The organism is Paraburkholderia jirisanensis, from assembly GCF_054782355.1.
In genome coordinates this window covers 1,425,533-1,449,414 of record NZ_BAAGSQ010000026.1, presented here as the reverse complement: position 1 = coordinate 1,449,414, position 23,882 = coordinate 1,425,533, and the positions used below count along the sequence as shown (strand labels likewise).

Annotated in this window: 24 protein-coding genes; 8 read left to right on the top strand and 16 right to left on the bottom strand. The window is 64.4% G+C overall.

Features of this window, described 5'->3' with window-relative positions:
* Positions 1-422 precede the first annotated feature (422 nt).
* The 7 genes from ACYVNQ_RS22765 to phnS form a co-directional block, all read right to left on the bottom strand.
* Positions 423-983 carry a phosphonate degradation HD-domain oxygenase gene (locus ACYVNQ_RS22765; RefSeq protein WP_460904939.1) on the bottom strand — a complete coding sequence of 187 codons (561 nt, stop codon included), beginning with the start codon at positions 981-983 and terminating at the stop codon, positions 423-425.
* 4 nt (positions 984-987) lie between these two features.
* Positions 988-2,439 carry a phosphonoacetaldehyde dehydrogenase gene (gene phnY / locus ACYVNQ_RS22760; RefSeq protein WP_460904938.1) on the bottom strand — a complete coding sequence of 484 codons (1,452 nt, stop codon included), beginning with the start codon at positions 2,437-2,439 and terminating at the stop codon, positions 988-990.
* Positions 2,436-3,695 (bottom strand): phosphonoacetate hydrolase, encoded by a 1,260-nt coding sequence (gene phnA, locus ACYVNQ_RS22755; RefSeq protein WP_460904937.1) that lies wholly within the window; start codon positions 3,693-3,695, stop codon positions 2,436-2,438. Before phnA ends, phnY begins: the two co-directional genes overlap by 4 nt.
* A 199-nt stretch (positions 3,696-3,894) precedes the next feature.
* Positions 3,895-4,758 carry a 2-aminoethylphosphonate ABC transport system, membrane component PhnV gene (phnV, locus tag ACYVNQ_RS22750; protein ID WP_460904936.1) on the bottom strand — a complete coding sequence of 288 codons (864 nt, stop codon included), beginning with the start codon at positions 4,756-4,758 and terminating at the stop codon, positions 3,895-3,897.
* A complete protein-coding gene (gene phnU, locus ACYVNQ_RS22745) occupies positions 4,758-5,708 on the bottom strand; it encodes a 2-aminoethylphosphonate ABC transporter permease subunit (protein ID WP_460904935.1) in 951 nt (316 codons plus the stop codon). Before phnU ends, phnV begins: the two co-directional genes overlap by 1 nt.
* On the bottom strand, positions 5,686-6,786 hold the full coding sequence (phnT, locus tag ACYVNQ_RS22740; RefSeq protein ID WP_460904934.1) for a 2-aminoethylphosphonate ABC transport system ATP-binding subunit PhnT: 1,101 nt from the start codon (positions 6,784-6,786) through the stop codon (positions 5,686-5,688). The genes phnU and phnT overlap by 23 nt, the downstream gene beginning before the upstream one ends.
* A 52-nt stretch (positions 6,787-6,838) precedes the next feature.
* Entirely contained in the window at positions 6,839-7,924 is a 1,086-nt protein-coding gene (gene phnS, locus ACYVNQ_RS22735) for a 2-aminoethylphosphonate ABC transporter substrate-binding protein (protein ID WP_460904933.1), read from the bottom strand.
* Positions 7,925-8,311: 387 nt separating this feature from the next.
* Here phnS and ACYVNQ_RS22730 point away from each other — a divergent pair, with 387 nt between their 5' ends.
* Entirely contained in the window at positions 8,312-9,424 is a 1,113-nt protein-coding gene (locus tag ACYVNQ_RS22730) for a 2-aminoethylphosphonate--pyruvate transaminase (protein WP_460904932.1), read from the top strand.
* Between the two features lie 170 nt (positions 9,425-9,594).
* On the opposite strand, the gene ACYVNQ_RS22725 is transcribed toward ACYVNQ_RS22730, so the two are convergent.
* Positions 9,595-10,350 carry a DeoR/GlpR family DNA-binding transcription regulator gene (locus tag ACYVNQ_RS22725; RefSeq protein ID WP_460904931.1) on the bottom strand — a complete coding sequence of 252 codons (756 nt, stop codon included), beginning with the start codon at positions 10,348-10,350 and terminating at the stop codon, positions 9,595-9,597.
* A gap of 190 nt (positions 10,351-10,540) precedes the next feature.
* Here ACYVNQ_RS22725 and ACYVNQ_RS22720 point away from each other — a divergent pair, with 190 nt between their 5' ends.
* Entirely contained in the window at positions 10,541-12,100 is a 1,560-nt protein-coding gene (locus ACYVNQ_RS22720) for an ABC1 kinase family protein (protein WP_460904930.1), read from the top strand.
* Positions 12,101-12,238: 138 nt separating this feature from the next.
* Positions 12,239-13,117 (top strand): DMT family transporter, encoded by an 879-nt coding sequence (locus ACYVNQ_RS22715; RefSeq protein ID WP_460904929.1) that lies wholly within the window; start codon positions 12,239-12,241, stop codon positions 13,115-13,117.
* Positions 13,118-13,265: 148 nt separating this feature from the next.
* On the opposite strand, the gene ACYVNQ_RS22710 is transcribed toward ACYVNQ_RS22715, so the two are convergent.
* Positions 13,266-14,318, bottom strand: a complete 1,053-nt coding sequence (locus ACYVNQ_RS22710; protein ID WP_460904928.1) for a L,D-transpeptidase — start codon at positions 14,316-14,318, stop codon at positions 13,266-13,268.
* A gap of 323 nt (positions 14,319-14,641) precedes the next feature.
* On the opposite strand from ACYVNQ_RS22710, the gene nadE reads away from it, so the two are divergent.
* The gene (gene nadE / locus ACYVNQ_RS22705; RefSeq protein WP_460904927.1) at positions 14,642-15,502 is read left to right on the top strand and encodes an ammonia-dependent NAD(+) synthetase; all 861 of its coding nucleotides are present in this window, start codon (positions 14,642-14,644) and stop codon (positions 15,500-15,502) included.
* A 91-nt stretch (positions 15,503-15,593) separates the two neighbouring features.
* Here the strand turns inward: nadE and ACYVNQ_RS22700 are convergent, their stop codons facing one another.
* From ACYVNQ_RS22700 to ACYVNQ_RS22690, 3 genes are all read right to left on the bottom strand, one after another.
* Positions 15,594-15,863, bottom strand: coding sequence for an RNA-binding protein (locus tag ACYVNQ_RS22700; RefSeq protein ID WP_460904926.1), 270 nt, complete (start codon positions 15,861-15,863; stop codon positions 15,594-15,596).
* 181 nt (positions 15,864-16,044) lie between these two features.
* A complete protein-coding gene (locus ACYVNQ_RS22695) occupies positions 16,045-16,398 on the bottom strand; it encodes a hypothetical protein (protein WP_460904925.1) in 354 nt (117 codons plus the stop codon).
* Between the two features lie 70 nt (positions 16,399-16,468).
* Positions 16,469-16,972: a hypothetical protein gene (locus ACYVNQ_RS22690; protein WP_460904924.1), complete on the bottom strand. Its 504-nt coding sequence runs from the start codon at positions 16,970-16,972 to the stop codon at positions 16,469-16,471.
* 339 nt (positions 16,973-17,311) lie between these two features.
* Here ACYVNQ_RS22690 and ACYVNQ_RS22685 point away from each other — a divergent pair, with 339 nt between their 5' ends.
* Positions 17,312-17,596, top strand: coding sequence for a hypothetical protein (locus ACYVNQ_RS22685; RefSeq protein ID WP_460904923.1), 285 nt, complete (start codon positions 17,312-17,314; stop codon positions 17,594-17,596).
* A gap of 7 nt (positions 17,597-17,603) precedes the next feature.
* Here the strand turns inward: ACYVNQ_RS22685 and ACYVNQ_RS22680 are convergent, their stop codons facing one another.
* Together ACYVNQ_RS22680 and ACYVNQ_RS22675 are read right to left on the bottom strand one after the other, a co-directional pair.
* The gene (locus ACYVNQ_RS22680; protein ID WP_460904922.1) at positions 17,604-19,268 is read right to left on the bottom strand and encodes a S10 family peptidase; all 1,665 of its coding nucleotides are present in this window, start codon (positions 19,266-19,268) and stop codon (positions 17,604-17,606) included.
* A gap of 166 nt (positions 19,269-19,434) precedes the next feature.
* A complete protein-coding gene (locus tag ACYVNQ_RS22675) occupies positions 19,435-20,994 on the bottom strand; it encodes a S53 family peptidase (protein ID WP_460904921.1) in 1,560 nt (519 codons plus the stop codon).
* Positions 20,995-21,289: 295 nt separating this feature from the next.
* Here ACYVNQ_RS22675 and ACYVNQ_RS22670 point away from each other — a divergent pair, with 295 nt between their 5' ends.
* Positions 21,290-21,805: a DUF1993 domain-containing protein gene (locus ACYVNQ_RS22670; RefSeq protein WP_460904920.1), complete on the top strand. Its 516-nt coding sequence runs from the start codon at positions 21,290-21,292 to the stop codon at positions 21,803-21,805.
* A 102-nt stretch (positions 21,806-21,907) separates the two neighbouring features.
* On the opposite strand, the gene ACYVNQ_RS22665 is transcribed toward ACYVNQ_RS22670, so the two are convergent.
* Complete coding sequence (locus ACYVNQ_RS22665) at positions 21,908-22,228, bottom strand: YnfA family protein (protein ID WP_460904919.1); 321 nt, start codon at positions 22,226-22,228, stop codon at positions 21,908-21,910.
* 184 nt (positions 22,229-22,412) lie between these two features.
* On the opposite strand from ACYVNQ_RS22665, the gene ACYVNQ_RS22660 reads away from it, so the two are divergent.
* A complete protein-coding gene (locus ACYVNQ_RS22660; RefSeq protein ID WP_460904918.1) occupies positions 22,413-22,586 on the top strand; it encodes a DUF1289 domain-containing protein in 174 nt (57 codons plus the stop codon).
* A 59-nt stretch (positions 22,587-22,645) separates the two neighbouring features.
* Here ACYVNQ_RS22660 and ACYVNQ_RS22655 read toward each other — a convergent pair whose 3' ends face one another.
* On the bottom strand, positions 22,646-23,275 hold the full coding sequence (locus ACYVNQ_RS22655; protein ID WP_460904917.1) for a LysE family translocator: 630 nt from the start codon (positions 23,273-23,275) through the stop codon (positions 22,646-22,648).
* A gap of 133 nt (positions 23,276-23,408) precedes the next feature.
* Between ACYVNQ_RS22655 and ACYVNQ_RS22650 the strand changes: the two genes are divergently transcribed.
* Positions 23,409-23,873 carry an Lrp/AsnC family transcriptional regulator gene (locus ACYVNQ_RS22650; RefSeq protein ID WP_460904916.1) on the top strand — a complete coding sequence of 155 codons (465 nt, stop codon included), beginning with the start codon at positions 23,409-23,411 and terminating at the stop codon, positions 23,871-23,873.
* Positions 23,874-23,882: the final 9 nt, after the last annotated feature.

Genomic DNA, 23,882 nt, shown 5'->3' with positions numbered 1-23,882 from the left:
GATGCCCACACTTATCGGCTGTGAATTGTTAAAGATCGCGTCACAAAACCGGCTTAAACTGCACAGCAGCCTTTCGCTGCTACCGCCTGTTTCGTGTCTGCCGCTTCAGCAGCAGAGAAGCGAGATTATGCAGACTTTCGCTCACATCGTCAACAGGTTTTTTTAACTTCCTAACCTGCTGCACTCCGCGAAAACCCCCGCCATTACTGGCGCTCCCGCCTTTCGCACCCCGTTTGCCGAAGCGCGAAAGATCGAGATTCTAGACACTCGATGCGCCGCACGCAAGCGCTATTTTCAGAAAGTTTTAGAAAGCAATGTGGGCGTGTGAAGACCCTCTTCACACGCCCACATGTCAAGCTTGCTTTAGCAACGACATCACTAAGCAAAACAACCAAAGCGCTAAAGAAAACGCAAAGCCAGCCTTAAGCAGCCGCGCGCTTTTCCATCACCCGCTCAACCAGCTGCAGATAGTGATCGATCTCCGGCGTCGCCGTATCGGCGACCTTGGCCAGATCGTCCCATCGACGCAAGCGCAACGCGTCTTCCGCATAAGGCTTGCTCAAGAACGCCTGCGCCTCTTCGCTGCTGAACACGCCGCCTTGCAACTGCAGGCTGCGCACCGAATCCGGCGACAGCGTGCCGAAGTAGGTGTCGTCGATCGCGCACAGACAGCGCTTCGCATCCACATGCAGACGAATCGGCTCGAGCACCGCCTCCGGCAGCACCGGCCGCAAGAACGGCAGCGCAAAGAACTGATGCAGATCGTCGACGCCTCGCGCAGTCGGCGTCGGCCCCTTGCGATTCAGCAAATGCCCGATGTCGTGCAGAAACGCCGCGACCACCAGTTCGTCGCTCGCCGCTTCCCGCTCCGCCAGCGCGCCGCACTGCAGCGCATGCTCGCGCTGGCTCACCTGCTCGCCGCCATACGCCAGATTGCCGTGCTCTTCGAACAAACCGCGAATATCGTCCAGACTCAAAGCCACAATGTCACTCCCACGGTAACGAAAACGTCTTCAGGTTGGTGAAGCTCTTCATCGCTTCCTGCACGCCTTCCTTGTATCCCAACCCCGAATCCTTGATGCCGCCGAACGGCGTCAGCTCGACGCGATAGCCCGGCACTTCCCACACATTCACGGTCCCCACGCGCAGCTCGTTGATAAAGCGCAAGATCGCGTCCTGCCGGTTCGTGCAGACGCCGCACGACAAGCCGAACGGCGTGCCGTTGCTGAGCTGGATCGCGTCGTCGAGCGTATCGAACGCGACGATCGGCGAAACCGGCCCGAAGGTTTCCTCGCGAATCAACGTCATCGCGGGGTCGACGCGATCGAGTACGGTCGGCGCGTACAGCGCGCCGTTGCGCTGATTGCCGGTCAACAGCCGTGCGCCTTGCGCGACCGCTTCATTGACGCGCGCCTCGAACAGCCGCGCTGCTGCGGCGTCGATCACGGTGCCCATCCGGTTCGACGGATCGAACGGATCGCCGTAACGCCACGCGCGCGTCTTCTCGACCACCAGTTCCGTAAAGCGCGCCGCTACACTGCGTTGCACCAGCAAACGCTTGACCGCCGTGCAACGCTGCCCGGAGTTCTTGTACGAGCCCTGCACGGCAAGCTCCGCGGCGCGTTCGAGATCGGCATCTTCGAGCACGATCAACGGATCGTTGCCGCCGAGTTCGAGCACCACGCGCCGATAGCCCGCACGCGCCGCAATCTGCTTGCCGATCGCGACGCCGCCGGTGAACGTCACCAGTTCCGCGAGCGGATGCGTGATCAGTTCGTCGGCGATTTCGCGCGGATCGCCGGTCAATACCTGCAGCATCGGCTCGGGCAAGCCGGCTTCGTAAAGCAGATCCGCGAGGTAATACGCGGACAGCGGCACCTTCTCCGACGGCTTCAGCAACACCCGGTTGTTGGTCGCGATGGCCGGCGCAATCTTGTGCGCGACCTGGTTCATCGGATGGTTGAACGGTGTGATCGCAACGATCACCCCCGCCAGCGGCTCGCGCTGCGTGAATACGCGGCGCTTCTTGCCGTGCGGCGTGAGATCGCACGAAAAACTCTGACCGTCGTCGCGCAACGCTTCGATCGAAGCGAACTTGAACACGTCGGCCACGCGACCGATCTCGTAGCGCGAATCCTGCTTCGACAATCCCGATTCCCGCGAAATCAGATCCGACGCCGCTTCCACACGCTCACGCAACAGCGCCGCCGCACGCTCGAGAATCTGCGAACGCTCATAGCGCGTCAGCTGCGCGGTGTAGGCATGCGCATACTCGAACGCGGCGCGCACGTCGTCGACCGACGCGAGCGGCACGCTGCCCACCCGCAACCCGCTATACGGATCGAACACGTCGAGCGTGCGTGAGCGCTCCACATGCTTGCCTTCGAGCCGCAGCGCTTCCGCACGAAACGCCGGATGATCGGTGAGCAGCGCATTCATGATGTGGCCGCCAGATGGTTGAGCGCGACGTCGAACACGTCGAAGTTGCGCAGCCGCCGGCCTGCGGGCCAGCCGTCCAGCGCGCCGTTGAAGATCAGCGGGACCTGCTGCTCGGACAAACCGCCGTGGGAGCGCAGCGGCACCGTCAAGCCGGACAGGTCGTGTTCATCGTGACGCGTACCGAGCACCGTATCGCGCGTGCCGATCACGACGACATCGCCGACGCGATCGTTCGGCAGCTCGAAGCGCTCGCACGCGGCGCGATTATCGAGCACCACTTCGACACCCGGCAGCGCCGCAAGCCGCTCGATGATGGCGCGCACATCGATCTCGCGCGGCAGATAGATCGTTGCGAACGAGCCGAGCGCGCCGTGGTGCACCACGTACGGATCGGTGATCGGCAAGATCACACGGGCCGCGCTCGCGCCGAGCCATTGATCCATCACATCCTGCAGATAGATCACGTTCGGCGCGCCGGTCTGCGGATCGTGCTTGGCATTCATGCCGTGATCCGCGGTGAGGCCGATCGCCCAGCCGAGCTCGTCGAGCTGCGCGAGGTAGCGGTCCATCATCGCGTAGAAGTCGTTCGCGCCTTGTGTGCCTGGGGCGAACTTGTGCTGGATGTAATCGGTGGTGGACAGATACATCAGGTCGAGCTTGCGCGTCTGCGCGAGCCGCACGCCGGCCGCGAACACGAATTCCGACAAGTCCGCGCTGTACACGTCGGGCACCGGCAAGCCGACCAGCTCGAGCACGTCATCGATGCCGTTGTCGTCCATCGTTGCCTGATCCGCTTTTTCCGCGGAGAAGCAGATGCCGTCCATCTGCCAGCCGAGCAGGCGCCGCAGCTTGTCCTTCGCGGTGACGACGGCCACCGCCGCACCCGCGTCGGCCGCCGCGGCGAGCAGCGTGCCGGCGCGCAGATAAGCCGGGTCGTTCATCATCACTTCGCCGCCCGCGCCATCGTTTGCCTGCGGATCCCAGAAGAAATTGCCGCAGATGCCATGTACCGCCGGCGGCACGCCGCAGACGATCGACAGGTTGTTCGGGTTGGTGAACGACGGGATCACGCAATCGGCCTTGAACGCCGCGCCGCCGGCCAGCAGCCGGCCGAGATACGGCGCCGCGCCTGCGGCGACTGCGGCTTCGAGATAGTCGTACTCGCAACCATCGACGCATACGACGACGGTCGGCTGCACCGGCAGCCGGTAACGACGGCCATTGACTTCGATGTGGCGGACGGATTGATTCGACATTGCTTCGATTACCTCATACAGCGATTACACGCTTGTGGATCGTGGACCTCGAGCGTCCGAGGCAAGCTGCCCAAGGCCACGTATCCACGCACCGATCAAATTTCCATATTTTCGGCCATTTTGACACAATTTGCCACATCCGGATGCGCACAACACCACACGAAGCCACACCAATGAAAAATTTAAGGAAAGGCGCGCGTCAGTCCGCGCGCCGCCGCGGCACATGCGCGGCGATCAGCAGCAAGGCTGCCAGCGAAACCAGCAGCAGAATCAGCGCCAGCGCCGAAGCCGGCAGGTAATAGCCGCGCTCGACCTGCCCGACCACGACGATCGGCACGGTCGCAAAGCCCGGCGGATAAACGGTCAGCGTCGCGCCCAGCTCGCCGAGCGACAGCGCGAAACCGAGCGCCAGACTCGCGCGAATCGCCGGCACCAGCTGCGGCAGCACGACGCGCCGCAGCACCATCGAAGGCGGCGCGCCGAGGCTCGCCGCCGCCTCACGCAAGATCGTCAGCTCGGGCCGCAATGCCGCGGCCGCGCATCGATAGCAAAACGGCAGCACTAGCGCGAGCTGCACGAACACGACGATCGCCGCCGAACTCGACAGATCGAGCGGCTTCTTGTGATACGCGATCAGCACCGCCAGCCCGAGCACGACGCTCGGCACGCCGTTGGGCATCATCGCGATCGTATCGACCAGCGCGCCGAGGCCGCGCCGGTCGCGCCCTTCCAGCGCGAGCGCGAGCCACAGCCCGAGCGCGGTGCCGAGCACCGCGACGCCGAAGCCCACTTCGAGACTGGTTGTCACCGCATCGAAATCGCTCGAGCCGAGCCGTTCGAACCAGCGCATGCTGAAGCCGTCGGGCAGAATCGTGCCGGACCAGTGTGAGGCCACGCTCGACAGCGCGACCACGGCCACCGGCAGCACAAACAACCACACGCACAGCAGCGCGGCCAACCCAAGCAGCACGCCGCCCGCGATACGCGCCACGATCCCGCGTTGCACCGGCCGCACGCGGCCATGCAACGCAGGCAGCGCCGGGCGGCTCTTCGGCACGTCCATTAGCGCGCTCCTCCGATCTTGCGCCGGTTCACCCGGCGATACAGCGCATACAGCGAAAGCGACATGGCCAGCATCACGACCGCGCCGGCAGCGGCGGTCGGCAGATCGAGATCGACGGTAGCGGAGCTATAGATCGCCACCGGCAGCGTGATCAGATGCGCGCTGCCAAGCACCAGCAAGATGCCGAATTCGTTCAATGTCAGCAGGAAACACAGGATCGTGCCGGCCGCGATGCCGGGCCACGCGAGCGGCATGATCACGCGCAGCGCGACCATCAGCCCGTTGGCGCCGAGACTGCGCGCGGCTTCGATAAGACGCATGTCGAGCATCGCAAACGATGCGAGCGTCGGCCGCACCACGAACGGCGCGTAGAACACCACTTCGGCGAGAATCACGCCGCCGATGCCGAACAGGAAATCCAGTGGCGGCGTCTGCAGATGGAACAGCCGCTGCAGCCCGATGCTGACCGAGCCTTGCGAGCCGTATAGAAAGATCAGCGTGAACGCGACCAGAAACGAAGGGAACGCAACGAACAGCTCGAGAAAACGCGTCACGAGCCGCGCGCCCGGAAACGGCTTGAAAAACAGCAGCGCCGCGAGCCCGACGCCGAGCAGCGACGCCAGGCCCGCGCTCAAAAAGAGGATCCACAGCGTCGTGCCGATCACGCCGCGCGTTTCCGGATTGCCGAAAAACGTCGCGTACGCGTGCAAGCTGAGCCCTTGGGCACCCGCGCCGCTCAGGCTCAACAACACCAGCCGCACCAGCGGATAGATCACCAGCGGACCGAGTATGACTACCGCGAGAAACAGCAGATGCCACTGCGCCCTGCGCTCGCGGCGACGCTTCGCGGCGGCGTGCGATGCGGCGGTCGCCGCGCGACGCGCATCGGCGGCGCGGTCGCTCGCGCCAGCGTTTGTGTCGAGCGCCTCAGGGCTTGATAAGGACGACATCCGCGGCCTCGTAGTGCAATGAAACACGCGCGCCCTTCTCCGGCGTCATGCTGCTCACGCGCTGCATCGTGACGAGCACCGGCTCGTTGGGCATCGCATCGAGCACGACAGATACCGACAGCACCGCGCCATACCACTCGACCGACGAGATCGTGCCGTGCAGCTGACCTTCGCCGAGCGGCATGATGCGCAGCGTCTCCGGCCGCAGACACGCGACCCGTTCGCGCTCCGCATGACGCGCATCGCCGAGCGGAAACGCGATTTGCGGCGGCAGCAGGTTGGCCGCGCCGAGATAACGCGCGACGAACGCATCGTCGGGCGTGTCGTACAGCTGCTGCGGCGTGCCGAGCTGTGCGATGCGCCCTTCGCGCATCAGCAGCGTACGGTCCGACAGCACCAGCGCGTCGTCCTGATCGTGCGTCACGCAGACGATCGTCAGATTCGGCAGCCGCTCGTGCAGCGCCTTCAGTTCGGAGCGCACCGACGCGCGCAGATTGGCGTCGAGTGCCGACAGCGGTTCGTCGAGCAGCAGCACATCCGGCTCGATTACCAGCGCGCGCGCCAGCGCAACACGCTGCTGCATGCCGCCCGACAGCTGCGCCGGCATCACGTGGCCGGCGTCGCCCAGCTGCACCAGTTTGAGTGCATCGGCGACGCGGCGCGCGATGTCCTTCGACGGCACGCGCCGCGCGCGCAGACCGAACGCGACGTTGTCGAACACCGACAGATGTGGAAACAACGCGTAACTCTGGAACAGCAGTCCCAAGTTGCGCTTGTGAGGCGGCACATGCGTCAGGTCGCGGCCCGCGACCGTCAGCGTGCCGGACAGGCCATCGGCCTCGATAAACCCGGCGATAAAACGCAGCAGCGTGGTCTTGCCACAGCCGCTGCGTCCGAGCACGGTCAACAGTTCGCCGCGCTCGATGGTCAGCGTCAGGTCGTCGAGCACCGTGCGTGCGCCGAAGCGCACGCTCAGGTGATCGATCTGCACGCCGCCTGCCGCATCCGCTCGCGCGACGCCCGACGTTTCCGAAGCGGCGCCGAGCGCGCCGGGGTCAGCAAGACTCGCGGTATTCACCGGGTTTCGTCTCCAGCTTGTAAAACAACTAACAACGCGTACGACGAAGCGCTTATTGCGGCTTCACGACGTCGAGCTTCTTGCCCGAATCGCCGATCACGTCGTTCTTCCAGCGCGTGGTCCAGTCGGCCTTCTTCGCCATCACCTGGGTCCAGTCGACCGAAATCAGCTTCACGCCGCTGATCGCCTGCTTCACCGCCGTGCCGTTCTTGCCGGTCAGCGCCACATCGCTGCGCGCCGGGATACCGAAGATATCCGGCACCTTCGATTGCACGTCCTTCGACATCAGGTAGTCGATCAGCTTCTGACCGCCCGCCGTGTTCGGACCGCCCTTGATCAGGCCGATCGCATACGGCAGCTGGAACGTGGTCGGCTGGCCGCCGGCTTGCGCGGCGAGGAAAATCGGCTTGAGCGTGAGGCCGCCGTTGGCTGCATCGTCGAGGTCCATCTGCAGGTCGCCGTTGGCCACCGAGATTTCGTTGCGCGACAGCAGCACGTCGAGGTAGCCCGTGCCCTTGGTGTGGAACTTGGCGCTTTGTTCGAGCTTCTTCAGATAGTCGAACGCCTTGTCTTCACCCATCAGCGACGTCGTCAGGATAATCACGGCCATGCCGTCGCCGGCGGTCGCCGGGTTCGAATAGGCCACCTTGCCGGTGTAATCCGGGTGCAGCAGGTCGGCGAAGGTCTTCGGCTGGGTCTTCACCACGTCCGGGTTGATCGCGAACGAGAAGTAGTTGTTGACGAAGGTCGCCCATGCGCCGTCCGAAGCCTTGGCGATCGCCGGCACGTTCTTGTAGTTCACGCTCTGGTAGTTCTGCAGCAGGCCGGTTTGCGCGGCTTGCTGGATGAACGGCGGCAGCGTGACCAGCACGTCGGCCTTCGGCGAATCCTTTTCGACGGTTGCACGGTTCACCACTTCGCCGCTGCCGGCCGTGACGATGTTGACCTTCACGCCTTCCTTCTTCTCGAAGGCAGGCAGCACGTCCTTATAGAGGTTTTCGAGGCCGTCGGCGGTGTACAGCACGATCGCGTCTGCGGCATGCGCGGACAGCGAAGCGCCGAATGCCGCGGCGGCGACCAGCGCCGGCAGCAGCTTGCGGATCACGCCCGTCGCGCGAACTTGATTCGTCGTTCTCATGTCGTTTTCTCCAAAAGGCATCGCCTGCATGACGTGCCTGATATCCGTTGTGATTGAGCGGCGAGCGTGTGTCGCGCCGCTTGTACTGGCCCGCTCCGGGCCGCACAGATTGCCAACTACCGTTTGCTGACGACTTTCATGACCGATGCCGCCGAATGCGTCCGAAGGTCTGACGAATCCGCCTTGCTCCGCCCTCCGGCGGGCAGGGGCAAGAATCACAGGTTTCCGTGACAATTCCGTGACTATCGCGAGCAACTCCACAAATTGCCACATTTCGACAATAATGTGCGCATGCAACGACGCTGGCGATGTTTCCATTTACGTCGCGTCGTTTATCGATTTCGGCAGGCGCGCGCCGCTGCGCACTGCCGTCGACAAGGAGCTGCTGTGATTCTCGGAAACGACCCCATCCTGCTGACGCCGGGACCGCTGACCACTTCCCCCGCGACACGCGAAGCGATGTTGCGCGACTGGGGTTCGTGGGACGCCGCCTTCAACCGGATCACGCACAGCGTCTGCGCCGATCTGGTCGGCATCGTACATGGCGAAAAAAACTACGTGTGCGTACCGTTGCAAGGCAGCGGCACCTTCGCCGTGGAGGCCGCGCTCGGCACGCTGGTGCCGAAAAGCGGCCGCGTGCTGGTGCCGAACAACGGCGCGTACTGCGCGCGCCTGATCAAGATCCTGCAGCGCCTTGGCATCGCTTATGTCGAACTGCCGCTGCGCGACGACCAGCCGGTGACCGCAGACATGCTCGCCGACGCATTCGCGCGCGATCCGCAACTGACGCACGTCGCGCAAGTGCATCTGGAAACCAGCGCCGGCCTGCTCAATCCGCTCGACGAACTCGCGGCGGTGTGCAAGCAGCACGGCAAAAGCCTGATCGTCGATGCGATGAGCTCGTTCGGCGCGCTGCCGATCGACTTGCGCCACGGCGGCATCGACGCGCTGGTGTCGGCCAGCGGCAAATGCCTCGAGGGCGTGCCGGGCATGGGCTTCGTGATCGTGCGGCGCAGTGTGCTGGAAGAAGCCGAAGGCCGTTCGCCGTCGCTCGCGCTCGACCTGCACGACCAATACGCCTATATGAAGAAAACCACGCAATGGCGCTTCACGCCGCCGACCCACGTGGTGGCCGCGCTGCGGTGCGCGCTCGATCGTTTCATCGACGAAGGCGGACAGCCGGCGCGCGGCGCACGCTACGCGCGCAATTGCGCGGCGTTGATCGACGGTATGAAAGCACTCGGCTTTACGCCGTTCCTCGCCGCTGACGTGCAGGCGCCGGTGATCGTCACGTTTCATGCGCCACGCGATCCACGCTGGGACTTCGCGGCGTTCTACGCAGCGGTACGCGACGCGGGGTACGTGCTGTATCCGGGCAAGCTGACGCAAGTCGAAACCTTTCGCGTGGGTTGCATCGGCGCAATCGACGTCAATGAGATGCACAACGCGGTGGCGGCGATCGGCAGGACGATTGGGCGGCTCGGCATCGATATGCCGTGACGGGAGCGGGTGCGCGGTGCGGCCTGCCGCGCCTGCGCCGCCGATCCGGGCGATGTGCCGCATGCGGCCAGTCATGCATGGGTAGACGTGTGGCTGGCTGGCCCGGGATGGGTCCCGGTATCGTCCATGCTGCCCGCCGCTTGCTGTTGCGCTACTGCTGCTTACGCCACTTACGCGATCAGGATCTCCGGCCCGCGCGCGGCAATCGCCTTCGCGATACCCCGCTCCGGCGGCGCCTCGGTCACGATGCAGCGCGCGCGTTCGAGGCCGTTGATGCGCACCGGCGTCACGCGGCCGAACTTCGAATGGTCCGCGACCACCACCACGATATTGCCCGCTTCGATCATCTTCGCGCGCACTTCGGCGGCCATCCGCGAGTAATCGGCCAGATGCGCGTCGGGCGTAATCGCACCCGCGCCGACGATCGCGAAGTCGACGTGATACTGCGCGAGCTGGTGAATCGTATCGAGGCCGAACGCGGCGTCTTCGACGTCGGACAGTTCGCCGCCCAACAGCGTGACGCGGTTCTCATTGCGCCGGCCGAGCACGAGCGCGATGCGCCAGTCGTTGGTATAGACCGACAGCCGGTGGCGCGCGGTCAGCGCCCGCGCGACCGCATGCGTGGTGCTGCCGGAATCGAGAATCAGCGACGCGCCGTCGGGCACCAGCTGCGCGGCGCGCTCGCCGATCGCGCGCTTCGCCGCCGCATTGGCGGCTTCGCGCACGTCGAGGTCGGGCTCGCGGCGCTCGCTCGACAGCGCGCCGCCGTGCGTCGTGACGATCAGCCCGCGTTCGGCGAGCGCATTCAGATCGCGCCGGATCGTCTCGCGCGATACGTTCAGCTCGCGCACCAGCTCGGCCACCGATAACGCGCCGTTCTTTGTCACTTGCGACAGGATGTATTGATGACGTTGTTCTGCGAGCATCGCGTTGGAAGCGCCGGCAAGCGGCAAACATGAGTTCAGGAGGCCGGCGTATTGTATTACGCGGCAACACCGGATGCTCCGCTACGTCCTCAACCTGCTAAGCTCATCGGCTTGCCGCACTTCAGTTCACATGCGCCAACGCCATTGCACCAGCGCCCATGCGCCGGCGCGCCCAGCCTTCAACTTGCCGATGCCGCCTCTGTTTCGCCGTTTGCTGCTGCTGTTCCATGCGCTCCGTTTCGGTGTGCGCCTCATCTGGCTTGCCGCGCCGCCCGACCACAAACTGACCTGGATCGTCACGCTGATCCAGCGTGTCCACGCGTCGGAACGCGGCCGCGCGGGCCTGCACGGGCTGCTGCCGCAGCTCGGCCCGCTGGCGAGCGCGTTTGCGCAAACGCTCGCGCAGCGCCCCGAACTGGCCGCCGGCACGCTGCACGACGCGATCGATGCACTTAGCCAGCTGAGCGAGCCGCTGTCGCCCGCGGCCGCCGAACAGGCGCTCACGGCTGCGTTCGGGCGGCCACTGCCGGCGCTGTTCGAAACGGTGGAGTTCGTCGCGGCGTCGAGCGGCTTTGCCGAACAGGTGCATGCGGCACGCCTTGCGGTGCCGCTCGACGGCCATCGCGAAGTCGCCATCAAGCTGTTGCGGGTCGACCAGATGCAGCAGCTCGACGACGATGCCGCGCTGCTGCGCTGGGTGGCGCGCTGGCTCGAAAAGCTGTCGAAGAGCGCGCGGCGCCTGCGCTTGCGCGAGCTGACCGATGCCTTCACGCACGACGTGCTGCGACGTCTGGATCTGCGGGCACAGGCCGCGAGCCAGAGCCAGACCGCGCACCACTTCGCCGACGATGCGCGGGTCCTCGTGCCGGCCGTGATCTGGGATCTGAGCGGCAGCGCGGTGCTCGTCACGCAGCGTATCCGCACGCTGTCGCCGACCGATCTCGCGGGTCTCACTGCTTACCATGTGAAGCTGCCGGCGCTCGCCGCTCATATCGTCGAAGTGGTCACGCACGAGGCCTTCGAGCACGGCTTCTTTCATGCGGCGTTCGACGCGCGGCGGGTGCGCGTCAGCGTCGAGGCAGACACGCTCGGCAAGCTGGTGCTCGCCGATTTCTCGGCGATGTCGAATCTGTCGGGCGACGAGCGCTCGTTCTTCGTGCAAGGCGCGAGCGCCATGTTCGAACAGGATTACGCGCGTCTCGCCGATCTGCATCGCGACGCCGGACATGTGCCGCGGGACACCCGCACCGAGCGCCTCGAGGCGGAACTGCGCACGCGCGCCGAGGCGCATTTCGCCGGCGAGCCGCACGAGCGCTCGGCCGGCGCATTGTTCCATCATCTGCTGCATGCGGTGGCGCCGTTCGATGGCGCTGTTTCGCCGCGCCTCGTCGCCGCGCAACGCTCGTTCGAGCAGGCCGAGGCGCTAGCCAATGCGCTGCATCCGGGCGTCGATACGTGGAATATCGCGCGTACTGTGCTCGCGTCGATCGCACAGCGCGAATTCGATCATCGCGGCTGGTTCAAACACATGTCGCAAGAGTTGCCGCATCTCGCCCATCTCGTGCCGCGCATGCCGCAACTGGCGATCCGCTATCTGCAGCATCAGCACCATCTCGCAACGCACTCGAAGCAGCGTGTGCAACTGACCGGCGAACTGACCCGCGAGTATCGACGCACGCGCACGCTGCTATGGGCCTGCGCGATTTGCGGGGCGTTGCTGGGTGCGTTGACGATCTTGTTGATGGTTTGACGGTTTGATGGGGGCGCGGCGGTTTCGCCGATCGGGCGGAGGTGCCGGCTATCACGTCAGTGCAGCCTCGAACAAGACACTCGCCACTGCTGCCGCGATACTGCGAACTCCAGAATCGTAGCGCTTAGCCCAGTTGCCATGCTTGCCCTTGTCAATGCCGTCGTGTTCGTCGTGCTGTGGTCGACCGGTTTCGTCGTCGCCCGCGCGATCACGCCTTATGCCGATCCCAATCTGTTTCTGCTCGCGCGCTTTGCCGGCACCGCCGCGCTGTTCGCGTGCGCGGCGCTCGCCGCGCGCGTGGCCTGGCCGACAGGGCGCGCGCTCGGCATGCATCTGGTGGCGGGCGCGCTGCTGCAAGGCGTCTATCTGGGAGCGGGTTACTGGGCCGTCGCGCAAGGGATGAGCGCAGGCGTCATGGCGTTGCTCGGCGCATTGCAGCCGTTGCTGACCGCGGCCGTCGCCGCGCCGCTGTTCGGCGAACGTCTGTCGCGGCGCGGCTGGTGCGGTATGGCGCTGGGTCTGGCCGGCGTCGCACTGGTGCTCGAACCGAAACTCGCCGCAGCCGGCCTGCCCTCGGCTGCGGCGCACGGCGCAGCGCCCGCATGGCTGGTGGTCAGCGTGTCGATCCTCGCGGTGGTGGCCATCACCGCCGGTACGCTGATTCAGAAAACCTCGCTGTCGAAGGCCGATATCCGCAGCGCCAGCGCGGTGCAGAACTTTGGCGCGGCGATCGTCGTCGCGGTGTTCGCGCTCGCGCTCGGCGAACATCGCTTCATCCCGTCGCCCACGCTGTGGATCTCGCTCGCCTGGGGCATCGTGATGCTGTCGGGCGTCAGCGTCACGCTGCTGGTGGGGATGGTCCGGCGCGGCGCGGCATCGCGCGCCACCGCGCTGCTGTTTCTCGCGCCGCCGCTGGCCGCGCTCGGAGGCTATGTCGGTTTCGGTGAGACGCTGCTGCCGGTGCAGATCGCCGGCTTCGTGGTGGCGCTGGTTGGTGTGATGCTGGCGCGCTCGTAGGTGGCACGCTTGTGGGGGGCGGTGGAGCTGGTTGTCGTGGCTGGTTGTCGTGGCTGGTTGTTGTGGCTGGTTGTTGTGGCTGGTTGTTGTGGCTGGTTGTTGTGGCTGGTTGTTGTGGCTGGTTGTTGTGGCTGCTCGGCGTAGGCGCTTAATCCGCGGTGTCCGCCTTGTCGGGCATCCGCGTACGCGCGGCGCGGCTGGGCTCGGGCGACCAGCCCGGACGCGTCTTGCGCGCCGAGTCCACCACCACGATATAGCGGCCCGCCCACGGCGTGATCTGGCGGTCCGCATGCAGCACCCACAATGCGCGGCCGTTATCGATCCGTTCTTCGTACTCGGCGTCGAGAATGCCGTAGTGGGCCAGAAACACATCGAGCGATGCCGGGATGCGCACGCAGCCCTTCGAATGCCGGATGCCGAGCAGCGGCTCAAGCTTTTGCGCATCGGTGGCATGCAGCTGCAAGCGCATCTGCGACAGGCCGCCCTTGCCCCAGCCCCGCTCGCCCTGCGCCCAGCCCAGATCGAAAATGCGCAGGTCGTGCGCACCGTAACCGCGAATTCCGTTCTGGTTCATCGTGCCTTCGGCGCGATAGTCCATGTTGTCGGGCGTGTGTTCGAACACGCCGAGCGGCGTGACGAAATGATCCAACTGCCCGGGCCGTCCCGTCGCGACCGGCGCCGCGCCGATCCATTGCCACGTGTCTGCGGGTATCGCGCGGAAATAGACGAACAGCGCCTGCACACGCTCGTTGCGATCGACCAGCACCACGTATTCGCCAGACAGGTTGCCGAGCGTGTGCGCATCGAGCGCGCGCTGCAGCCGTTGGCCATACGCGCGCTGCTCGGCGGCGGGCACGTCCAGACGACGCGTCACGTCGCGCACAAACAGTTCGCGCATTAACAAAGCACGGCGTGGATCGGCACCGCCGGCAGCGTCGCGCATCGCCACCCCAGCAGCGGGTTCGGAGGAGCGCACTGGCGACGACGGCACCGGCGGCAACGACCTTGCAAGCGGCAGGTTCGCCGCCTGCGCAATCGCGCCGCATAACGCGAATAGTCCGAACACCGCAAATACCACGGCCAGACCAAAGCGCGCGATATTGCCGAAGCGGTGCAACGGTTTAAAACGCGTGCCGCCGGAAATACCGTCCCCGCAAACCGCCGTGCAGTGCGCCGGACGGCACGACTTATTGTTGTTCATCGCGATGTACAAATTTGGCCTGCCGGCTGTCGGCCCGGCACGCGGTGGGCGAAGAGGCGGAAATCTGAACACGAGCACCGGCATTGAGCCGACAAAAACAACAAAAAAAACCGCAATAAATTGGTATCGTCCGTTTATCTGCCGTATACGTCAGCCAAATTAAAGCTTCAGACGAACATAATCAAACGCAGTCGACGACATTAAACCAGACTACCTAAAACGCCGCACAATGCGCAGGCTCATCAGGCTCATGTTCGTGCTCACTGACGCGCCGCTCTATAAGACGGCTACGCCACCAACCATTTTCATCGAGGAGATTCGATATGTCCGCTGATGACGACTTCGCCGCCCGCCAGCGGCGCATCGCGCGGGAACTGCACATGGCCGCACAGTTCGACGCCGCTCAGGAAATCGAACGGCGCGTCGGCTTTCTGGCTCACTACCTGCGGGCGAGCGGCCTGTCGACCTACGTGCTCGGCATCAGCGGAGGCGTCGATTCGACCACCGCGGGGCGGCTCGCGCAACTGGCCGTCGAGCGGCTGCGTGCCGCGCAATACGACGCGCGTTTCGTCGCGATGCGGCTGCCTTACGGCACCCAGCACGACGAGGCGGACGCGCAGCAGTCGCTCGCGTTCATTCGCGCGGACGAGTTGCTTACCGTCGACGTGAAGCCCGCCGCCGACGCGATGCTCGCAGCGCTAAGCGCAAGCGGACTGAGCTTTGCCGACGCAGCGCAACAGGATTTCGTCCACGGCAACATCAAGGCGCGGGCGCGGATGATCGCGCAATATGCGGCCGCAAGCGCGCGGCGCGGCGTAGTGATCGGCACAGATCACGCGGCTGAATCGGTGATGGGCTTCTTCACGAAATTCGGCGACGGCGGCGCGGACGTCCTGCCGCTTGCCGGGCTGAACAAGCGCCGGGTGCGCGCCGTCGCGCTGGCGCTGGGCGCCACCGAAGCGGTCGCACACAAGGTGCCGACCGCCGACCTCGAAATGTTGCGCCCGCAACGGCCGGACGAAGACGCGTACGGGATCCGTTACGACGATATCGACGATTTTCTCGAAGGCAAACCGGTTGGCGACGACGTGTACCGCACGGTGTATCGCTTTTACGATGCGACGAAGCACAAGCGTGCGCTGCCCTATACGCCGTTCGACCAGGTGCCGCCGGAAGACGCGTGAGCGCAAGCGGCCGCGCCTGATGCGCCAAGGCGCGCTGCGTACGATACGTATCTCGTGACGTCTCGTACGCGTCAGATGCGACACACGCCGCTTATTTGCGCGGCGGCGCCGGCCTTTCGTCAAACGGTGCCGCGCTCGCCTGCAGCGCAATACCGCACAGCATCTTGCCGTGCACCTGCTGCGCGATGACATCGCCGACGTAGGGCGTGTCCGCATTCAGTTCGACTTGCGCGTACGCATTCGAGGTGCCCTGGTCGAACACGGTGACGTGCTTCGCATAGTGACCGAGCTCGTGCTCGAGAAACTCGCGCACCTGCTGCTCAGAGCAGGTTTCAGGAATATTCCAGACGATCAGGTTCATACGCGCCCCACGGAGTAACGCCGGCCACGCACCAGCCACAGCCGGCGGCAAGTCGAATACCTTCAGGCTGCGTGCGCCGTGCCGGTGTCGTCGGCGCGGTGCAGCAGTGCTTGATGATAGCCAGAGACGCCCTGCGCGGTGCGCGACATCGCGCTCCGTACGGCACTTCCGGGTGCAACCGTCAGTCGGCCGCTACGACGTGGTCTGCGCTGACCCACCACGACATCCGGTCGCGCGGCGCACGCACCAGCACCGCCGACGGATCGTCGACGCCATCGTCTGCGACCTCGCAGACGTTCAGCCCGTCGGGCAGGCGCTGCACCGTGCCCGCGTCCTGGAACAATGCAAGTCGCTTCGCGGACAGCGGATGTAGCTGGCTGAACACATCGTAGCTGATCGCAGCCGGTGCATCGCCACGAATCTGCAAAGCGTTGCCGTGCTTGCAGTTGAGCGGGGCGGCCGGCGCCGCAGCCGCTGCACCGCACAGCGAAATGCTGAGCGCGGTGGCAAGCACACATCGTGAGGATCGGGTCATATTCATTCTCCAGAGGCTCGACATATTCGAGATGCGCAAGATTGTTCCGGTGCGACGGCGCACCGGTGCGTCATGAGCCGTCGTCGCTATCGGTCGTCATACTCGCGTTGCCAGCGTTGCCGTCGTCGCACGAGTGGTGGCGCAGCCGCGCGTATTGCGCGGGCCAGTCGCCTGCGATCGCGGCCTGTGCTTCTGACAGGCTCATCTTGCCGGTGCAGACGCAGCGCTTCAGCTTCGCCGTGAGCAACTCCTTGCGGCGCTCACCACGATGCCCGCCCCATGGCAGCAAGTCGAGGTTGCCGGGCGCATCGGGCGAACCGCCAAGGACAACTGGCACGCGCCGGTCCAGTGCATAGCCCGGGCCGTCTTCCAAACCGATGCCGCGCTGGGCAAGTAGCTGGTTCTTGCGTTCCAGCAATTTGTCCATCGACGGCGACACGGTGTCTGCATACCCGGGCTTGCAGATCGTGTCGGCCACCGAGTTCTGCGTGACGCGCTCGTCCAGCATCGACGCGTCTTGTGCACGCGCGGCTCCGGCTTGCACCGCAGCCCACAGGTACAGCACGGCAAGCATGCCGTGACGCGCACGGTATCGGAGCCGCCGTATGTGTGCGGCTCTGGACGGGCGCGCGAAGCGCGACGCGAGCCAGTCCACCAGGGGATCAGATAACTCAACTGCGTTGTTTCGATGCGCGTTGCCGCGCCTGTCTGCATTGCCTTCGTTCATGGGTCAACGCGCGTTGGGCCGGCGCGGAAGGGTCAATTCGCAGGCCAATTAAAACACACTCGACCGAGGCACTGCGAATTCGATGCTTGCGCAACCTTCACGGCAGCGCCCGACATGGGGTTCCGGATGAAGCTTTGTTGATGCCCGATGCGCGATATGTCATGTGCCACAGGTACGAAACTGAAATTGCCGACAGCACTGCGAACGGACCTGCAGGAGGACCTGCAGGAGGACCTGCAGGAGGACCTGCAGGAGGACCTGCAGGAGGACCTGCAGGAGGACCTGCACGAGGACCTGCACGAGGACCTGCACGAGGACCTGCACGAGGACCTGCACGAGGACCTGCACGAGGACCTGCACGAGGACCTGCACGAGGACCTGCACGTTAGAACCGCGCGTGGGTCCGGATGCGGGCCGGCACATGCTCACGACGCATTTGCAACCCGCTCCATGTTTCAGCACCCGGCGTAACAGCGCGCTATTGCGCGGGGTTCGCCCTGCGTGCCTGCAGCGCGCGAATACGGCCCAGCGCCTCCCGGTTCACGACCGCCGCGTCGTACATGGCCGCAAGATCTGCCTTCAACGCCGTGCGCGAGCCGCCGTCGAGATAGACCATATGTCCGGACGGATAAAAACGCGCGGAAAGATTTTTGCGCACCTCCTCGCTGACGAGCGGCATCCGTTGCAGATCGATGATGGTCTGGTAAAACGGCGTGACGAAATCATAAAAACCGTTTGCGGACAGCACTTTCAGATCAACGTTCAGCGCCATCACCGCGGCGAGGTCGCCCGCGGTATAAAGCATGACGTTGCCCTGCGCATCTTTGCCTTTTTGCGCGCCAGTCGGGTCGATGTGGCCGAAGTTCCAGTTCTGGAACGCCTGATCGTTAAGATCGGTGAACGACGAGTTCGACGTGAACTTCAACTGCTCGTTCAGGTACGTGTTCCACATCGTCGTGTAGACGCCCGTGACCGCGGTCATGGTCGGATCGTTGCCGCCGGAATTGGGATCGATCTGCCCCGCAATGCCGGTTTCGAGTGCGGTCACGCGCCCATCGTATGAACCGAGCGCGAGGCCCTTCGACTTCAGCAGTGTGGTCAGGAACAGCGAGTTGCCGCGGCTGTCGTAAGACGCGATATCGAGGCTCCACGCAAGCAGCGTGGTCTTGTCGATGCCGGTGTAATCGGACAGCTTCTCGACGGTTGCGTCGTCGGTGGTCGGGAACTTGCGCAACGCGTCGAGGTAGTCAGTACGTGCGAACTGTGCGACCTCCTCGGCGAATGTGCCGAGATCGGCGGGCCTGGGCGCGACGCCCAGTTTCTTGTGAAACCATGCATCGGCCGCCGCCGTCGGCAGCGCGCCGACCGGGTTGCCGGACTGCGCATAGTCGAGAATCGACGATTGCAGCGTGATGCCGTTCAGGTCGACGCCATCCTCGTGCAGCCGGTAAGCTAGCACGCAACTCCGCGCGGTGCCGTATGACTCGCCGAACAGGAATTTCGGCGAATTCCAGCGGTTGTTCTTCGTCAGATAGCGCTTGATGAACTGCTTGAGCGAGTCTGCGTCTTCATCGACACCCCAGAAGTCGCGATTCTTGCGCGGCGCGATCGCAGCCGAATAGCCGGTACCGACCGGATTGACGAACACGAGATCACTCTTGTCAAGCAGGCTGTCCGGATTGTCTTCCATCTGATATGGCGCGGGCGGCGTGAAGTTCGGCATCGACGTCTTGATGCGTCGTGGCGCGAATGAACCGAGCAGCACGAACACCGACGACGAGCCCGGCCCGCCGTTATAGAAGAACGTGAGCGGACGCGTTTCTTCTTTCTGGCCGTCCTGTGTAAACGCGACGTAGAACATCTTTGCGTCCGGCTGCGAACTGCTCGGGTCGACTGTGACCAGATGGCCCGCGGTGGCCGTGTAGGCGATTTTCTCGCCACCGATCGTGATCGAATGTTTCGTGATCGCGGCGTTTTCGGTTGAATCCGTTACCGAGTCGTCGGGGCCATTGCCGTACGCGAGCGGGTCGAAAAACGGCACGTCGCCCGCACGATGCGGCACGCTCGCGCCGCTGGACGCCGCGCCGGCCGAAGCCGCATGGGACGAGTGCAGATCGTCGGAAGCCGATTCGTTGTTTGCCATGATCGCTCCATGAAAATGCGTGCACGCGCGATGCGTGACGCGGTGTCGTATTCATCGCCGGGCTCAGTGCGTCGACTGAGTGCGTCGGCTCAGTGCGTCGGCTCAGTGCGTCGCGGCCATCCGTGCAACGTCTATGCAGAATTCAAACCCGCTGGCGGTGGCTTTGCTACAGGGCCGCCGCCACTTTCATGCCGTCGGGGCTGCCCAGACCCGTGCACGCGTCCCAGCCCGGCGCCGCCGCATAACCACCGTTGTTACCCTGGGTGACGTCGTTGCACACGCCCGCCGCCTTGTACAGCTTCGCGTTGACAAACCCCGCCGGCCGCCCTTTGGCGGCATTGATGCGTGCGATCAGCGCGGCCCACAGCGGCGCCACCGCGCTGGTGCCACCGACCACCGTATTGGCGCCGCCGATCACTACGTCGTAGCCGGTTGCCGGCGAGGCATCGCCCGCCACATCGGGCACGCCGCGCCCGGCAAGCGCCACTTTGGCGCCGCGTGAGGTGACGGCCGCGAGTCCTTCCTGCCACGCGGGCGTGCCGAATGCGCCGCTCACGCCACCGCCCGTCGCACCGCCGTCCGCACCATCGTTCCAGACAACTTCGCGCGCGATGGACTGCCCCGACACCTCGACGCGCGTGCCGCCGCACGCGAGCACGTACGGACTCGACGCGGGAAAATCGACGTGTTCGCCGCCGCCAGCGCCATCGCTCGACCCACTGTCGCCCGACGCCGCGCAGACGGTAATGCCGACCGCCATCGCGGACTGCAACACGTCGTTGAAAGCCTGCATCGACTGCGCGGTCCACGTCGACTCCGGTGCGCCCCAACTGATCGAAATGACCGAGGGTTTGTGCGTCTTGTCGTGCACCGCCTGACTGACGGCATCGATAAACCCGGCGTCGCTGTTCGGTGTGAAATACACAGCGAGTGTCGCCCCCGGTGCAATTGCACCGGCAACCTCGATATCGAGCGTAACCTCGCCGTCCGGGCCGTTCGGGTCGCCAGTCGGTGCATTTTCTGCCCCGTCGACACCGACCGCGACGACCTTCGGCGCCTTCACGCCCAGACTCGAAAAATAGGCGTTCAGATCGGCCGTGCGATAACCGCCGCCAAGCTCGACGATCGCGATACATTCGCCGCCGCCATCTCCTTGCGGAAAGCGGTACAGCGAAGCGAGCTGCAATGGCGTGAACGAGACCGCCGGCTGCGCGCGTGCCGGCCTGAACGGCGGCCGGATGCGAAAGTGCGGCCGCGCTTGCGGACGATTATCGAGCCCAAGTACCGCGGTAACGATGCCGTGCAGACTGTCGGGCACGCTGATTGCGCCGCTGCGGCCGCGCCAGGCGCCCATCGAATGATGCTCGAAGTGCTGCAGTTCGACCGCGAATGCCGCCTGAAACTGTGCGACCGTGCCGTTCAGCACGACGCGGCGTGCGGCCTCGTCGTCGCGCACCACAGTGAGGCCGTGCTGCGCGGCGAAGTCTTTCAGCCTGGCGATGTCCGCCGGCGCGGCGCCGAAGCGCTGCTCCAGTTCTTCGCGCGAAATCGGCGTCGCACCAGGGGCGCCCGTTTCGATCCTCCGCACCAGTTGTTCGAACTGCTGTTCGTCCCGGCGCCGCAGCAGAACCACGACTTCGATGCTTTCCGCCGGGTCGCAACCCCCGACGAACGTCGAACCCTCGACAACGGCTCGCTCACTTCCTGGTAATGGATGCATGGCCATGGTATCGACTCTCCTCCATGCGCGGCTCGTGACCGCGCGTTTGCACATGACGCGCACGCGCATGGGCGCTTGTCTCGCACCCCGCATGCCGGCTTCGTTCCAGAGATCACACCATCTGTCCGACAAAACGATTGCAACACAGTTCCGGTATGCACGACAGTCGGCCGATCGGCCAATTGTTGGGAGTTCGGATCACGCGCTATGATTCTGCCGCGGCTTCGAAAGCGCTGTCCTTGCGCATGCAACGCGCACGTTGCCGGTTCGCACGCAAGATAAAAATTCACGGAGAAGTCTCATGACCATTTCGATGTATCAGGCATCGGTACCCACGCTGGTGCGCGGGCTCACGAACTTGCAGGCAATACTTGGCAAAGGCCAGGCGCATGCCGCAGAGAAGCAGATCGATCCGCTGGTGCTCACCAACAACCGGCTGTTTCCGGACATGCTGCCGCTCGCGCGTCAGGTGCATATCGCAACGGATATGGCCAAGGGCTGCGTAGCCCGGCTGGCCGGCGTGGAAGCGCCGAAGTTTGAAGATGTCGAAGTCACGTTCGACGAACTGATCGCCCGCGTGCAGCGCACGATCGTCTACCTGAAGGAGTTCAATGCCACGCAGATCGACGGCAGCGAGAACCGCACGGTCACGATCAAGCTGCGCACCGGCCCGATCGAGTTCAAAGGCGCCGATTACCTGTTCTCGTTCGTGATGCCGAACTTCTACTTCCACAGCGCAACTACGTACAACATCCTGCGGCACAACGGGGTTGAGATCGGCAAGATGGATTATCTGGGCCGGCCGGACCACGGCTAAGGCGTACGCCCACGCCAACGCCGGGATCGAGGCAAAGGCAAAGGCAAAAGTCGAGTCCAAAGCGGGCCGGTGCGCCGCGATCGCGCGGCGCACCGGCTGCCTTTAACCGCGCGGCTGAAATGCGATCACGCTCATTCCGGCCAGCGTCAGTACGGCCCCCGTCAAATCCCAGACGGTCGGCCGCACCTGCTCGACGCTCCACAGCCAGACGATCGCAACAGCCACATACACGCCGCCGTATGCGGCATAGACGCGACCCGCTGCGGCGCCATGAAACGTCAGCAGCCACGCAAACAGCGCGAGGCTAAACGCGCCGGGCACCAGCAGCCACGCGGAGCCACCGTCTTTCAACCAGCGCCAGGGCAGATAGCAGCCAAGGATTTCGGCCACGGCAGTAACGATATAAAGCAACAGGGTCTTCATGGATTGAAATCAAAACGGATCAGGAATGCGACGTGCGACGGCCAAAGACACAGGCAAAGGCCGATCGGCGCCGTGGCCGCAGAGTCTATCGCCTTTATTAAGACAATCACTTTGCCGCGGGCTGCGAGGCCATGCGAAAGTCGGCCCAGCACTTCCCTTCCACTCTTTTGCCACGCAAGATTCCATGAGCGTCAAATCTCCCTGCATCGACATCTGCAAGTTCGACAGCAAGACCGGCTTTTGCGTCGGATGCATGCGCACGCGCGACGAATGCAAGAGCTGGAAGAAGATGAAAGACAAGCATCGCCGCAAGATCATCGACGACACGCCACGTCGCGTGGCAACACTCAAGAAGTGACGGCATCATCGGGGAAATCCTTGAAGATCTCCCCGAAGGCCCTCTGGAGACGCGGCTTCTCAGTCGAGCGACAGCCGCAGCGCAAAGGCTACCAGCGCACTCGAGAACGCCCACCGTTGCACCGTCTGCGCGAGCGGATGGGCGCGCACCCATGTCGAGACGCGCGCGGCGCCCAACGTATAGACCACGTCGAAGCACGCACACACGACAACCAGTACAACACCGAGTTCGATCACCTGCGACCACACCGCGCCCGCTTCCGGCGTAACGAACTGCGGCATCAGTACCGAACAGAACAGCAGCGCCTTCGGGTTCAGCAGATTGGTAAAGAGGCCTTTGAAGAAGTCGGTCCGCAGTGGCCGGGGCGGCGCCGCGCTCGCGCTACCGCTCGCTATTGCAAACGCCGGCGAACGGAAAATCTGCACCGCCACCCACACCAGATAAATCGCGCCGCCGATACGCACGCCGTGATACAGCCACGGCGCATTGTGCAGCAGCGCCGCGACGCCGCATGCGGACAACGTCACGTGCGTCGCGCGCGCCAGCGCGAGACCGGCCGCCGCCGCGAACCCACGGCGCGTGCCGCGCGCGATCGTCGTTTGCAGCACCAGCGCCATATCCGGGCCAGGCAGCGCACAGACCGCTGCCAGCGCAGCGATGTACAGAATCAGCAGATGAGCGGAAATCATGTTTGCCTCGTTTGTCAGAGACTCCATGTTGCCCGCGCGTAATGAGGGAATGCTGGCGTAATGACGCCGCATCAGACAGAATATTGTCGAATTCCACCAAGCAAGCCCAATTCTCCGTGACTTTCCCCCAACCATGGAAAAGCTCGACAAAATCGACCTCGCGATGCTGTCCGCACTGCAGTCCGATGGCCGCATGTCGAACGCACGTCTCGCCGAAACCGTCGGCCTGAGCGAGACACCCTGCGCCCGGCGCCTCAAGCGGCTCGAAAGCGACGGCTACATCAGCCGCTACCGCGCCGTGCTGTCGCGTCCAGCGCTGGGCCTCGGCGTCTATGCCTTCGTCTACGTGCGCTTCGCGGTGCACGACAAGACGCTCGCCACGCGCTTCGAGCGCGAAATTCAGGCTATTCCCCGCATCGTGTCGTGCCACAACGTAGCCGGCTCGGCCGACTACGTGCTGCAAATCGTCGCGCGCGATCTCGACGACTACGGCACCTTTATGCGCGACGAATTGCGCGCACTGCCGGGTGTCACGTCGGTAGAATCCGCGCTTTCGCTGCGCGAGGTCAAGCCGCACAGCGGCTTGCCGCTTCTCTGAAACAAACTG